The sequence below is a fragment of the Sphingomonas sp. genome, from assembly GCF_035758555.1.
In the GTDB taxonomy this organism is placed as follows: domain Bacteria; phylum Pseudomonadota; class Alphaproteobacteria; order Sphingomonadales; family Sphingomonadaceae; genus Sphingomonas_B.
Genome location: NZ_DASTXI010000145.1, coordinates 1 through 12490, shown reverse-complemented (window position 1 = coordinate 12490; position 12490 = coordinate 1). Strand labels below are relative to the sequence as shown.

At 67.0% G+C, this 12490-nt stretch carries 12 protein-coding genes and 1 pseudogene; 4 read left to right on the top strand and 9 right to left on the bottom strand.

Going from position 1 to position 12490, the window contains the following annotated elements; translation table 11 throughout:
• Together VFT73_RS08835 and galE are read right to left on the bottom strand one after the other, a co-directional pair.
• A partial coding sequence (locus tag VFT73_RS08835) for a hypothetical protein (protein WP_326409987.1) occupies positions 1–311 on the bottom strand: 311 nt, incomplete at its 3' end.
• A gap of 68 nt (positions 312–379) precedes the next feature.
• A complete protein-coding gene (gene galE / locus VFT73_RS08830; RefSeq protein ID WP_326409985.1) occupies positions 380–1393 on the bottom strand; it encodes a UDP-glucose 4-epimerase GalE in 1014 nt (337 codons plus the stop codon).
• Positions 1394–1585: 192 nt separating this feature from the next.
• Between galE and VFT73_RS08825 the strand changes: the two genes are divergently transcribed.
• Positions 1586–2407, top strand: a complete 822-nt coding sequence (locus VFT73_RS08825) for a metallophosphoesterase (RefSeq protein WP_326409983.1) — start codon at positions 1586–1588, stop codon at positions 2405–2407.
• A 28-nt stretch (positions 2408–2435) separates the two neighbouring features.
• Here the strand turns inward: VFT73_RS08825 and VFT73_RS08820 are convergent, their stop codons facing one another.
• The 5 genes and pseudogenes from VFT73_RS08820 to VFT73_RS08800 all read right to left on the bottom strand — a co-directional run bounded on the left by VFT73_RS08820 (position 2436) and on the right by VFT73_RS08800 (position 5588).
• Positions 2436–2990, bottom strand: coding sequence for a GNAT family N-acetyltransferase (locus tag VFT73_RS08820; protein WP_326409981.1), 555 nt, complete (start codon positions 2988–2990; stop codon positions 2436–2438).
• 165 nt (positions 2991–3155) lie between these two features.
• Positions 3156–3428 carry a 50S ribosomal protein L27 gene (rpmA, locus tag VFT73_RS08815; protein WP_326409979.1) on the bottom strand — a complete coding sequence of 91 codons (273 nt, stop codon included), beginning with the start codon at positions 3426–3428 and terminating at the stop codon, positions 3156–3158.
• Positions 3429–3520: 92 nt separating this feature from the next.
• Positions 3521–3892, bottom strand: a pseudogene (gene rplU, locus VFT73_RS08810) (50S ribosomal protein L21); the annotation flags it as partial.
• A 103-nt stretch (positions 3893–3995) separates the two neighbouring features.
• Entirely contained in the window at positions 3996–4505 is a 510-nt protein-coding gene (locus VFT73_RS08805; protein WP_326409977.1) for a hypothetical protein, read from the bottom strand.
• 18 nt (positions 4506–4523) lie between these two features.
• A complete protein-coding gene (locus VFT73_RS08800) occupies positions 4524–5588 on the bottom strand; it encodes a class I SAM-dependent methyltransferase (RefSeq protein WP_326409975.1) in 1065 nt (354 codons plus the stop codon).
• A gap of 130 nt (positions 5589–5718) precedes the next feature.
• Between VFT73_RS08800 and VFT73_RS08795 the strand changes: the two genes are divergently transcribed.
• Entirely contained in the window at positions 5719–7539 is a 1821-nt protein-coding gene (locus VFT73_RS08795; RefSeq protein ID WP_326409973.1) for a DUF885 domain-containing protein, read from the top strand.
• A gap of 71 nt (positions 7540–7610) precedes the next feature.
• On the opposite strand, the gene VFT73_RS08790 is transcribed toward VFT73_RS08795, so the two are convergent.
• Positions 7611–9263, bottom strand: coding sequence for a thiamine pyrophosphate-binding protein (locus tag VFT73_RS08790; protein WP_326409970.1), 1653 nt, complete (start codon positions 9261–9263; stop codon positions 7611–7613).
• Positions 9264–9353: 90 nt separating this feature from the next.
• Positions 9354–10784 carry an NAD-dependent succinate-semialdehyde dehydrogenase gene (locus tag VFT73_RS08785; RefSeq protein ID WP_326409968.1) on the bottom strand — a complete coding sequence of 477 codons (1431 nt, stop codon included), beginning with the start codon at positions 10782–10784 and terminating at the stop codon, positions 9354–9356.
• Between the two features lie 48 nt (positions 10785–10832).
• Between VFT73_RS08785 and VFT73_RS08780 the strand changes: the two genes are divergently transcribed.
• Both VFT73_RS08780 and VFT73_RS08775 read left to right on the top strand, forming a co-directional pair.
• A complete protein-coding gene (locus tag VFT73_RS08780) occupies positions 10833–11756 on the top strand; it encodes an SMP-30/gluconolactonase/LRE family protein (RefSeq protein WP_326409966.1) in 924 nt (307 codons plus the stop codon).
• A 77-nt stretch (positions 11757–11833) separates the two neighbouring features.
• Positions 11834–12490: TonB family protein (locus VFT73_RS08775; RefSeq protein ID WP_326409964.1), on the top strand; the 657-nt coding region annotated here is incomplete at its 3' end.

Here is a 12490-nt window from a genome sequence, read left to right as displayed (position 1 = left end):
GCATGGCCCAGGAACACCCCTGCGCTTTCGGGGAGCGGCAGGGTCAGGCGGGTATGGCCTTCGCCGGTGGCGGCGATCAGCTCGATCATCCGCGCCATCACCTGCCGGTCGTCGAGCGACGGGATGTCGGCTGCCAGCTTGTCCGCCATGCGGTCGAACTCGGCCTGCGGCAGCTTGTGCCAGGGATTGGGGTGCGTGCTCGCATAGGCCTGACGCAGTGCCGTCAGATCGCGCTGCCATGCCTCGGCCGGCAGCGCCGCGGCAGGCGAGGCGGCCGATAGCAGGGCGGCCATCATGAGAAGCCCGCGCATCCCGATCCCTCCCGTGTGTTGCCGCTATAATACGCAATGGCAGCGGATGGGCAAGGTGGGACCTTCGCTCAGGCTGAGGCGGCTGACTCCTCGCGTTCGGCCAACTTGCGCTCCCAGGCGAGCGCGTCGGCAATGATCGTGTCCAGATTGTCGCGCTTCGGCCGCCACGGAAGGGTCGCGAGGATCGCGTTGTTGTCCGCAACCAGGATCGGCGGATCGCCGGCGCGGCGCGGCTCGATCCGGCGCTCGATCGTCCTGTTGGTGACGCGGTCCACCGCGTCCAGCACTTCCAGCACTGTCGATCCGGTGCCATAGCCGACGTTCATCGTATAGCTGGTGCCCGGGTTCGCGATCAGCGCCTCGAGCGTGTCGACATGCGCGGCCGCGAGGTCGCTGACATGGATATAGTCGCGCATGCCGGTGCCGTCGCGCGTTTCGTAATCGGTGCCGAACACTGCGACATGGTCGCGCTTGCCCGTCGCCGCTTCGACCGCGACCTTGATCAGGTGGGTCGCCCCTTCGGTCGACTGGCCCGACCGCCCCTGCGGGTCCGCGCCTGCGACATTGAAATAGCGGAGCACGCCGTAGCTGAGCGGATGCGCGGCGGCGACATCGGCCAGCATCTGCTCGGTCATCAGTTTGGATTTGCCGTAGGGATTGATCGGCTGGAGCGGGAAATCCTCGCGGATCGGCCAGCGCTCGACGATGCCGTAGAGCGTCGCGGTCGAGGAAAAGATGAAATATCCCACCCCGCACACCACCGCGCTTTCGATCAGCGAGCGCGAAGCGGCGGTGTTATTCTTGTAATATTTCAGTGGGTTCTCGACAGATTCTGGCACAATGATCGAGCCGGCGAAATGCATGATGGCGCCGACCTGGTGCTCGCGCAGCGTGGCGCGGACGAGATCGTCGTCGTCCACCGATCCCTGCACGAACGCCGCGCGCGGATCGACGGCCCAGCGGAAACCGGTGGTCAGATTGTCGAGCACGACGACGGGATAGCCGGCGTCGAGCAGCGCGAGCACGGCATGGCTGCCGATGTAACCGGCGCCGCCGGTCACGAGCACAGTTGGTTTGGACATTCATCCCCCTTAGGCGTCAGTGTTGACGCAATAAAGTCCAGGCCACATTCCGGGTTCCCGCGCGTTAGGAGAGTGCATGCCCCGATCCCACGATCCGTTCGCTTCGAGCAAAGTCGAGAAGCGCAGCGCAACCGTTTCTCGACTTCGCTCGAAACGAACGGAGAAGGGACGGCACTCGAAAAGTTCGGCGCCATGACTCGCCTGTTCCATATCAGCGACGTCCATTTCGGCTGCGAGGACGTGCAGGCGCTCGCGTGGGTGAAGGACCGGATCGCGGCCGAAAAGCCGGACGCGGTTGCGCTCACCGGCGATCTGACGATGCGCGCCCGTCATCGGGAGTTCAGGGCGGCGTGCGACTGGATCTCGTCCCTGGCGGCTCCGGTGACGGTCGAGGTCGGGAACCACGATCTGCCGTATTTCAACCTGATCGAGCGCTTCGTCGCCCCCTACCACCGCATCCGCGGCATCAAGCGGCTCGTCGAGCGCGAGCTGGAGCTGCCGGGCATCGCGCTGGTGCCGCTGAAGACGACGGCGCGCGCGCAGTGGCGGCTCAATTGGTCGCTGGGCAATGTCGGCGACCGTGCGCTCGCCAAGACGCTGAAGGCGATCGACGCGTTGCCCGACCGCCCGTTGGTGCTGGTCACGGCGCATCACCCGCTGGTCGAGGCGAACACGCGCGGCAAGGCGCTGACCAAGGGCGGCGAGCGTGCGCTGGCGGCGCTGGCCGGGGCAGGGGTGACGGCGGTGCTGAGCGGCCATGTTCATGACCCGTTCGACCTGATCAAGGAGACCGCGAACGGTCCGATCCGCATGATCGGCGCCGGCACGCTGTCGCTGCGCATCAGGTCCACACCGCCGAGTTTCAACGAGCTCACGATCGAGGGGGGGCAGATGCAGGTGCGGGTCCGCACCTTCGGCGAAGCCATCCCGACGCCCGAGATGCAGGTCAGCGCCGTGCCGCAGAATGCGGACCAGCGCCCCGGCGAACCGGTGGCGCCGGTGGCGGCCAATTAACCCTCTCCCCCTTTAGGGAGAGAGTTATCTAAGCCGCCTCCAGACACCGCATGGCAGGTTCCTCGCACGGAGTCTGGGCCGCGTCCGAATAGAGCAGGCAGTCGACGTCGTGGCCGCGCGCGACCGAATGGCGCCGGATCGTCCGGCCGGTCGGCTGGAAACCGAGCTTGCGAAGCACGCGGCCGGAAGCCGGATTATCGACGAAATGGCCGGAATGGATGCGTTCGATGCGGAGCGATCCCCGCGCTGCGCGCACCAGCGCGCTCGCGGCTTCGGTCGCATAGCCCAGCCCCCAATGGGCGCGGGCGAACCAATAGCCGAGCTCGTGCCCGTCCCCGTCCGGGCTGATCGCGACATTGCCGATCAGGCGCGGCTTGCCGGACGTGCGCGCGAACACCAGGCAATTGGGTGCATGCGCATCCTGCTGACGGCCCAGATACCATTCGGCATGGGCGAGCGTGTAGGGCCAGGGGATGCGTGCCGTGTTGCGGGCAATCGCTTCGTCGCCGATCGCGCGGACAAGCTCCGGCGCGTCCTCGATCCAGCCGGGCCGCAAGAGCAGTCTGTCGGTACGCACGAACATCTCCGTCTCCTTTTCGTCGCGCCATGCCGAACGGACGTTACGGCAAGGCGACAGTTGGTGAGGGAGATGTAGAAAAGGGAGACTGGGGGCTACCCGTCTCCCTCATCGCCTGCCGCGGCAGGCTATCGGGTCGCCCCCAGGGCGACCCGTATTCACGGTCGCCCGTTATTCGGCCGCTTCGGCCATAATCCTGTCGACCGAGCAGTATTTGCGGCCGAGCTTGCCTTCGTGGAATCGCACGCGGCCCTCTGCGGTCGCAAAGAGGGTGTGATCTTTGCCAAGGCCGACGTTGCGGCCCGGGTACACCTTGGTCCCGCGCTGACGCACGATGATGTTGCCGGCGAGCACCTGCTCGCCGCCGAATTTCTTCACGCCGAGGCGGCGGCCTGCGGAATCGCGGCCGTTGCGAGAGGAGCCGCCAGCTTTCTTATGTGCCATTTCGAATACTCCTTACGCGCGCTTCAGGCCTGGTCGCCCGCGGCCGGCTTGGCGGCCTTCTTCGCCGGCGCCTTCTTGGCCGGCTTCGCCTCGGCCTCAGCAGCCGGAGCGGCTTCTGCCTTCGGCGCAGCCTCGGCCTTCGGCGCCTTCGCCTTGGCTTCCTTCTGCTCGCCAATGCCCAGGATCTTCAGGATCGTGTGCTGCTGGCGATGGCCGTTCTTGCGGCGATAGTTATGGCGGCGGCGCTTCTTGAAGATGACGACCTTCTCGCCCTTCGCCTGCGCGACGATCTCGGCGGCGACGGTCAGGCCCTTGGTGGCCTTCAGCTCGCCGCCTTCGCCCGCGAGCAGCACGTCGCCCAGAGTCACTTTCGACCCGGCGTCACCGTCGAGCTTCTCGACAACGATCTTGTCTCCCGCGGCAACGCGATACTGCTTGCCGCCCGTGCGCACGACTGCGAACATGGCCCTCATCAATCCATCAAAGCTGATCGCCGCGCGAGAACAATCCCCGCACGGGAAGGGCGCAGCTAAGTGAGCGCATCGCGCTTGTCAACCAAAAGCACGGCTATCCGCGCCATTTCGCGAGCGCCTTTTCATAGGCGGCCTCGGCGCGGTCGCGGGCTTTCGCGGCTTTGTCGAGCGCCTTGCGCTGGCGCGCTTCGAGGTCGCTGCGCTCGCGTGCAAGCGCGGCCTCCCGGCTGGCAAGCTGCGCGCGTTCCTCCTGCTGGCGCGTGTCGAGTTCGGCGAGAGCCTTTTCCGCTTCGTCGACCGCGGCCCGGCTCGGGCGCGGCCTTGATTTCGGCGCGTGCTTCGAGGCCCTCTGCTTTGCGGCCGACGGCAACGAGGCAAGCTGCTCCTCGGCCGTGCCGCGCAGCTTCCGGATCACCTTGCCCGGATGGGCGAGGGGCTCGGCCATCAGATCGGGATCGGTGACCTGCTCCGCCACCTTGCGCGCGAACAGGTCCGCGTCGCTGCCCCAGGCCTCCAGCGCCGCCTTCTGGCTGGGCGCGGCGACATAGGCGTCGTGGAACCCGATCGGGGTGCGGTAGACCTTGAGCTTTTGCGCGCGGGGCATGCCGCGACAACGCGCAACCTAGATCCGAGCTTCCAGCACCATGTTGAACGGGCCCTCGGTCGCGCGGCGGACGCGGGTGAAGCCGGCGCCGGTAATGACATCGCGCAGCTTCCCCTCGCCCGCCTGCGCGCCCAGGCCTTCGCCGACTTCCTGCGCCAGCGAGGTCGGCACGCAAATCATCGTCGAGGCATTGTAGAACAGCCGGCTGACGGGACTGCCGATATTGTCAGCCGGGCGGTCGCCGGCGATCGGCTCGACCAGCATCCAGGCGCCGTCGGGCTTCAGCAGCGTGCGCAGATGCGCGGCGCACCCGCGCGGATCGCCCATGTCGTGCAGGCAGTCGAACATCGTGATCAGGTCGAAGTCGCGGCCTGCGATCTCCTTGGCGGGCGCGGTCTCGAAATGGACGCGGTCCGAAAGGCCGTGGGCCTTTGCGTGGGCATTCGCCTGCTCGATCGAAGGCGCGTGGAAATCGTAGCCGGTGAAGCGGCTGTTCGGATACGCTTCGGCCATCAGCAGCGTCGAGAAGCCGACGCCGCAGCCGACATCGGCGACGTCCGCGCCGGCCTCCAGCCGTTCCACCATCCCGTCGATCGCGGGCAGCCATGCCTGGACGATGCTGTTGACATAGCCGGGGCGGAAGAACGCGCCCACCGCGCAGAACAGGCAGGTGGAACTGTCGCCCCAGGCGACGCCTTCGCCGGTGCGGAAGGCATGCTCGACCTTTGGTTCGCCCGCGATCATCTCCGCCGCGCACTCGAAGGCGCCGGGCATGTAGAAGGGGCTATCGGGAATGGCGAAGATCATCGCCTGTTCCGGGCTGAGGCTGAAGCGCTCGCCCCCGGGATCGTAGCTGAGGTAGCCGTTCGCGGCCTGGGCGAGCGCCCATTCGCGGACATAGCGTTCGGCTAGGCCCAGCCGACCCGCCAGTTCCGCCGCGGTTGCCGGCCCGTCCCGATGCAGCGAGTCGAACAATCCCAGCCGGCAGCCGATCCGCACTGTCGGAACGCTGAACGCGCCGCCCAGATCGCCCAGCATCTTGAGCACCAATTGATGAAGCTTGTCGCCATCGACATCGGCCATGATCCAATCCTCCGAAAAAGCCGGTTGTGGTGATTGGCGACCGTCGAGGCGCATCAGACGCTCATCGGCACCGCTTTGCAAGGCGGTTTCAAAGCCGTTAGCGAGGCGCATCGATTTCAGGAGTGTGTTCATGGACTTTGCCCGTCGCGACCTGCTTGCCGCCGGCGCCGCCGCCTCTGCCTGTGCGCTGCTGCCGGGCCGCGTATTCGCCGCCGACAGCGCCGCGGATGCCGGAGCCTCGACGATTCTCGACGGCATCACCGAGCAGATGCTGCGCGACTTTCCCGAACAGGCGACCTCGCTCGGCATCGACAAGGGCGCTCGGGCGGCGCTCAAGTCGCAGCTGACCGCCACGTCGGAGGAGGGCAAGGAGCGGCTGGTTGCGCACCTGCGCGCCGGCATCGCCCGGTTGAAGCCCGTCGATCTCGACGCGCTGAGCCCGGTGATGCACACCAATGTAGAGGTGGTGCAGACGGCGTTCGGGCTGGCGCTGGACGGGTATGAATTCCCCTATGGCATCGCTGCGGTCGGCGGCTGGCTGAACACGCCCTATGTGGTCGCCCAGAATGTCGGCTCGTACATCAACACGCCCAAGATGCTCGACAGCGACCATCTGATCGAGAACACGGCCGATGCCGACGCTTACCTTTCGCGGATGGAAGCCTATGCCGGCCAGCTCGACGGCGAAACCGGGCGGCTGAAGGCGGCGCGCGGCATGGGCGTGATCGCGCCCGACTTCCTGCTCGACAAGGCACTGAAAGCACTCGACCTCTCACGCGCCGGCAAGATCGAGGATTGGGGCATCGTCACTTCGATCGCGAAGCGCACTGCCAACATGAAGGGCGATTACGCGATGCGCGCCGCCGGGATTGCCCGCGCCCAGATCGCGCCGGCGCTCGAGCGGCAGATCGCGGAAATGCAGGCGCACCGCGCCAAGGCCAACAGCGATGCGGGCGTCTGGAAGCTGCCGCAGGGCGACGACTATTACGCCTGGGCGCTGCGGGCCGGCACGACGACGCGGCTGTCTCCGCAGGAAATCCATCAGATGGGGCTCGATCAGGTCCGCGACCTGCAAGGCCAGATGGACGCGATCCTGAAAGGCCTCGGCTACAGCCAGGGCACGGTCGGCGCGCGCATGACGGCGCTCGGCAAGGACCCGCGCTTCACTTTCCCGAATAATGACGAGGGCCGCGCGCAGATCATCAAGCTGCTGGAAGACCGGATCGCGCATATCCGCGCGCTGATGCCGCAGGCGTTCAACACGCTGGTCAAGGGCAATGTCGAGGTGAAACGGCTGCCGCTGGCGGAGGAACCCGGCGCGGCCGGCGCCTATGGCGGCCCGGGCAGCATCGACGGCAAGATCCCGAGCCGGCTCTGGATCAACCTCGGCACGACCGAGCGCTGGACCACCTATTCGCTGCCCGACCTCGCCTATCACGAGGCGATCCCCGGCCATGGCTGGCAGGGCGAATACACGTTCAAACTGCCGCTGATCCGATCGATCCTCGCCTTCAACGCCTATTCCGAGGGCTGGGCGCTCTATGCCGAGCAGCTGGCGGACGAGCTGGGCGTGTACAAGGACAATCCGGTCGAGCGGCTCGGCTATCTGCAGAGCCTGTCGTTCCGTGCCTGCCGGCTGGTGGTCGACAGCGGCCTTCACGCCAAGCGCTGGACGCGGCAGCAGGCGATCGACTGGTTCGCGAGCACCAACGGCTCGTCGATCGAGGAAGTCTCGGCCGAGGTGGACCGCTATTGCAGCTGGCCGGGCCAGGCCTGCGGCTACAAGGTCGGCCACACCTACATCAACCGGCTGCGCGACAAAGCGAAGGCAGCACTGGGGCCGCGCTTCGACCTCAGGAGCTTCGACGACGCGCTGGTGCTGGGGGGCAACGTGCCGATGACGGTGCTGGAAGGCGTGGTCGACCGGTATATCGCCGGCCGGAAAGCCTAAGTGCGGCGCCCCTGCGAACGCAGGGGTCCATGTGCCATGCTGCCTGGGCCCCTGCCTTCGCAGGGGCACTGCTAACGGTTCCGCAGTTGCGAGATCGTCAGCGCCGGGCTGATCTGCTCGACGTCCGTTTTCAGGTGCAGCAGCTTGACGCCTTTCTGCTCGAGCGCGCGGGCGAGGGCGGGGGCGAATTGGTCGGTGGAGTCGACCGTCTCCGCCCAGGCGCCGAACGCACGGCCGAGGGCGGCGAAATCGGGGTTCGCCAGCTGGGTGCCGGAGATGCGGCCGGGATATTCGCGCTCCTGGTGCATGCGGATCGTGCCGTACCAGCCATTGTCGACGACGATCACCAGCATGTCGCAGCCGTAGCGGACGGCAGTCGCCAATTCCTGCCCATTCATCAGGAAATCGCCGTCGCCCGCGACCGCCACCACTTTCTGCTCCGGCCGCCTGAGCGCCGCCGCGACCGCCGCCGGCACGCCAAAGCCCATCGCTCCCGCCGTCGGCGCAAGCTGGGTGCCATAGCCCTCGTAACGCCAGTAACGATGCCACCAGCCGGAGAAATTGCCGGCGCCGTTGCAGATGATCGTATCCGCCGGCATCGCCTCCCGCATCGCCAGCACGCATTGACCGAGGTCGAGGGTGGCGCCTTCGCGGGGGCGGGGCGTGGACCAGTCGAGCCATTCGGCGTGCGCTTCGGCGCCGCTGGTCCGAGGCTCGGCCGCGGCGGTATAATGACATGCCGCCTCAGCGAACTCCCACATCCCGAGGCAGTAGGCAAAATCCGTACGGAAAGTGCTGCGAAGCTCTTCGGGATCAGGATGCACGTGAACAAGCTTCTGCCCCGGATGATCGGGACTGATGAGCGTGTACCCATCGGTAGTCGCTTCACCCAGCCGTGCACCGACCACAAGCAGCAGGTCTGCTTCACGTATGCGCTGAGCAAGCTTTGGATTGGGGCCATATCCCAGATTGCCCGCCCAGACGGGGCAGCTGTTTGGAATCGAGTCCTGTCGACGAAAAGCGGCAGCGACAGGCATCCCGACCCGTTCGGCATAGCCGGCGAACCAAAAGGCGGCGGGCGCGTCCCATCCAGCGCCGCCCACGATCGCGACAGGGCGCTCCGCTTCGGCAACGAGCTCGTCAATGGTTTGGATGATCGTGGATTCGGTGAGCTGATGTGGCCGCTCAACGCGCGGTCGATCCACCGCCTCTACTTCGTCGAGCAGCATGTCTTCCGGCAGCACGATGACGACCGGACCCGGTCGCCCCGACATCGCCGTCGCATAGGCGCGGGCGGTGTATTCCGGGATGCGGCGCGCGTCGTCGATCCGCAGCACCTTCTTCGCGAGCGGCCCGAACATCTGGCCGAAATCGACTTCCTGGAACGCCTCGCGGTCGCGGTCGCCGCGGGCGACGTCGCCGACGAACAGGATCATCGGCAGCGAATCCTGCATCGCGACATGGACGCCGATGGAGGCGTTGGTCGCGCCGGGGCCGCGGGTCACGAAAGCGATGCCGGGCCGCCCGGTCAGCTTGCCGTCGGCACATGCCATGAAGCCGACGCCGCCTTCCTGCCGGCACACGACGACCTCGATCTGCGGCACATCGTGCAGCGCGTCGAGCACCGCCAGGAAGCTCTCGCCCGGCACGGTGAAGATGCGGTCGCAGCCTTGCGCGACAAGGTTGTCGACCAGAATGCGGCCGCCGGTTCGTTTGATTGACATGTCCCTCCGTCATTCCGGCCTTGAGCCGGGATCCACCTTCTTCTCCCGCAAAGAGGAAGGTGGATGCCGGGTCAAGCCCGGCATGACGAACTAGGCCTGATGGATCGCCTTCACGACCATGTAGCTGTCGAGACCTTCCGGCCCGCCTTCGCTGCCGAACCCCGAATCCTTGACCCCGCCGAAGGGCGTGTCGGCGCCCGAAATCGCGAAGGTGTTGATGCCGACCATGCCTGCTTCGATCAGGTCGCCGAGCCGGTTCGCGCGGCGGCCATTCTCGGTGAAGGCAAAGGCGGCGAGGCCGTAGGGGAGACGGTTGGCCTGCTCGATCGCTTCCTCCTCGGTCGCGAAGGGGCGGGCGACGGCCACCGGCCCGAACGGCTCCTCGTTCATGATCCGGGATTCGAGCGGCACGTCCGCGAGCAGCGTCGGCTTATAGAAGAACCCGTCGCCGAAGCGCTCGCCGCCGGCCGCGAGCTTCGCGCCCTTGGCGACGGCGTCCTCGACCAGCGTCCCGATCGCGTCGGGACGGCGCTTGTTGGCGAGCGGGCCCATCTTCGTGGCCGCATCGAGGCCGTTGCCGACCGGCCATTTCTGCGTGCGCGCGGCGAACTCGCTGACGAAGCGGTCGTACACGCCCTGCTGCACGTAGAAGCGAGTGGGGGAGACGCAGACCTGGCCGGCGTTGCGAAATTTCTGCGGCACGACCATGTCGAGCGTGCGGTCCAGGTCGCAATCGTCGAAGATCAGCACCGGGGCGTGGCCGCCCAGCTCCATCGTCACCCGCTTCAGCCCGTCCGCGGCCAGCTTCATCAGGTGGCGGCCGACCGGCACAGATCCGGTGAAGCTGACCTTGCGGATCACCGGCGAGGCGAGCAGGTGGCGGCTGACCGTGTCCGGCACTCCGAACACGAGCTGTGCGACCTCCGCCGGCAGCCCGGCATCCGCCAACGCCTGCATGATCGCGGACGTGCAGCCGGGGGTCTCCTCCGGCGGCTTGGCGATCACCGAGCAGCCGGCGGCCAGCGCCGCCGCCAGCTTCTTCGCCATCAGATAGACCGGGAAATTCCACGGCGTGAAGGAGGCGACCGGCCCCACCGGCTGCTTGATCACAATCGATCGCTGGCCGGTCGGGCGCACCAGCACGCGGCCATAGGCACGCTTCGCCTCCTCGGCATAATAGTCGAACAGTTGAGCCGCGCCCGCGACCTCGCCGCGCGCCTCGCCCAGCGGCTTGCCCTGCTCCATCGTCATCAGCGTGGCGATGCGGTCGGCGCGCTCGCGGATCAGCGCAGCGGCCCTGTGCAGGATCGCGGCGCGCGCCTCCACGTCGGTCGCCCTCCACAGCTTGAACCCTCGATCGGCGGCAGCAAGCGCCTCGTCGAGATCGGCTGCCGTCGCGAGCGGCACTTCTGCCACGGTCGCGCCGGTCGCCGGGTTGAACACCGGCTGCCGATCCTCGCCCGCGCGCCAGGCGCCATTGACGAACAGCTTCAGGTCGGCGTCATATTGCGCTGTGGCCATGTCTCTCGCTCCATTGGTTGCGAGCCCCATAGCCCGAACGGAGGGGAAATGAACGGGTTTCAGGAAATCGCGAGCGGCCTCCGCTTCCCCGAAGGGCCGGTCGCGATGCCGGACGGCAGCGTGATCGTGGTGGAGATAGAAGCGGGGCGAATCACACGCTGCTGGGGCGAGGGTAAGACAGAGGTGGTCGCGACCCCTGGCGGCGGGCCTAACGGCCTCGCGCTCGGGCCCGACGGGATGCTCTACCTCTGCAACAATGGCGGGTTCGAATATCTGGAGATGCAGGGTTTGCTGGTTCCGCACGGCGCTGCGAAGGAGTGGAGCGGCGGTTCGATCCAGCGCATCGATCCGGACACCGGCAAGGTCGAGACGCTCTATACCCATGCCGGCGAGGTGCAGCTGCGCGGGCCCAACGATATCGTGTTCGACGATGCGGGCGGCTTCTGGTTCACCGATCACGGCAAGACGTTCGAGCGGTCGCGCGACGTGGTCGGCGTCTTCTATGCCAAGGCCGACGGCAGCCATATCGAGGAAGCCGTGTTTCCGATGGAGAACCCGAACGGCATCGGCCTCTCGCCCGACGGCAAGCGGCTCTACGTCGCGGAGACCTACACCGCCAAGCTGTGGGCGTTCGATATCGAGGCGCCGGGCAAGCTCGCTAAGGGCGAGAGCCTAACCGGCACCGGCGCGCAATTCGTCTACGGCGCGGGCGGATACAGCTGGTTCGACAGCCTGGGCGTCGACAGCGGCGGCAATATCTGTGTCGCGACGATTGGTAATGGCGGTATCTCCGTCGTCTCACCTAAGGGCGAGCTGGTCGAATTCGTGCCCACCGGCGATCCGTTCACCACCAACATCTGCTGGGGCGGGTCGGAGCTGCGGACGGCCTATATCACCCTGTCCGGCACCGGCCGGCTGGTCAGCATGGAGTGGCCGCGGCCCGGCCTCGCGCTGCACAATCTGAACCGATAACAGGCGCTTATCAGCCCTTGTTCAGCTGAACGGCGCTATCCAGCGACCTGACGCGTTGATGACGCAAGGGTCGGTCGATGTACGCTGAACAGCGTTGGAGCAGGGAACGGGCGGCGTCCGTAGCGGGCGTGGCGCTGGTGCACGCGCTGCTCGGCTATGCGTTGATCGCCGGCCTGCGCACCGACCTGCCACGGCGCATGGTGGAGACGCTCAAGACCTTTGACGTGCTGCCGGTGCACGAGCGGCCCAAGCCGCCGACGCCGACCCCACACAGGATCAAGTCGCCGCGCCCCGAAGGCGAAGCGTCGCCGCCCAACCTGCGCGCTGAGCCGACCCAGATCGTGCTGCCGCCTCCGGTGGTCCAGTTGCCGCCGCCGATCCCGGTAATCGCGGCGCCGATCGCGGGCATCGCCAACGCCCCTTCGGCAGGCTCGGCCGACATTCCGGGGCCGGGCTATGGCGCCGGCGGCTTCGGCAACGGCCGCGGCGCCGGCGGGCGGGGGAATGGCGATGGCGGCGGCGGCTGGGTCGCGCCGCGCCAGATCAAGGGCCGCATCAAGGATTCCGACTATCCGCGCTCGGCCGGCGAGGCGGGCGTCGGTGGCACCGTCAGCGTCAAATATGAGGTCGGCGAGGACGGCCGTGTCACTGGCTGCGAGGTGACGCATTCGAGCGGCTTTACCGATCTCGACAACACCACCTGCCGGCTGATCGTCGAACGCTTCCGCTTCAGG

Excerpts from the sequence above, each read along its gene's own strand:
- VFT73_RS08820 (WP_326409981.1), bottom strand. The coding sequence starts at position 2,990 with ATGTTCGTGCGTACCGACAGACTGCTCTTGCGGCCCGGCTGGATCGAG.
- rpmA (WP_326409979.1), bottom strand. The coding sequence starts at position 3,428 with ATGGCACATAAGAAAGCTGGCGGCTCCTCTCGCAACGGCCGCGATTCC.
- VFT73_RS08785 (WP_326409968.1), bottom strand. The coding sequence starts at position 10,784 with ATGGCCACAGCGCAATATGACGCCGACCTGAAGCTGTTCGTCAATGGC.
- galE (WP_326409985.1), bottom strand. The coding sequence starts at position 1,393 with ATGTCCAAACCAACTGTGCTCGTGACCGGCGGCGCCGGTTACATCGGC.
- VFT73_RS08795 (WP_326409973.1), top strand. The coding sequence starts at position 5,719 with ATGGACTTTGCCCGTCGCGACCTGCTTGCCGCCGGCGCCGCCGCCTCT.
- VFT73_RS08790 (WP_326409970.1), bottom strand. The coding sequence starts at position 9,263 with ATGTCAATCAAACGAACCGGCGGCCGCATTCTGGTCGACAACCTTGTC.
- VFT73_RS08825 (WP_326409983.1), top strand. The coding sequence starts at position 1,586 with ATGACTCGCCTGTTCCATATCAGCGACGTCCATTTCGGCTGCGAGGAC.
- VFT73_RS08805 (WP_326409977.1), bottom strand. The coding sequence starts at position 4,505 with ATGCCCCGCGCGCAAAAGCTCAAGGTCTACCGCACCCCGATCGGGTTC.
- VFT73_RS08780 (WP_326409966.1), top strand. The coding sequence starts at position 10,833 with ATGAACGGGTTTCAGGAAATCGCGAGCGGCCTCCGCTTCCCCGAAGGG.
- VFT73_RS08800 (WP_326409975.1), bottom strand. The coding sequence starts at position 5,588 with ATGGCCGATGTCGATGGCGACAAGCTTCATCAATTGGTGCTCAAGATG.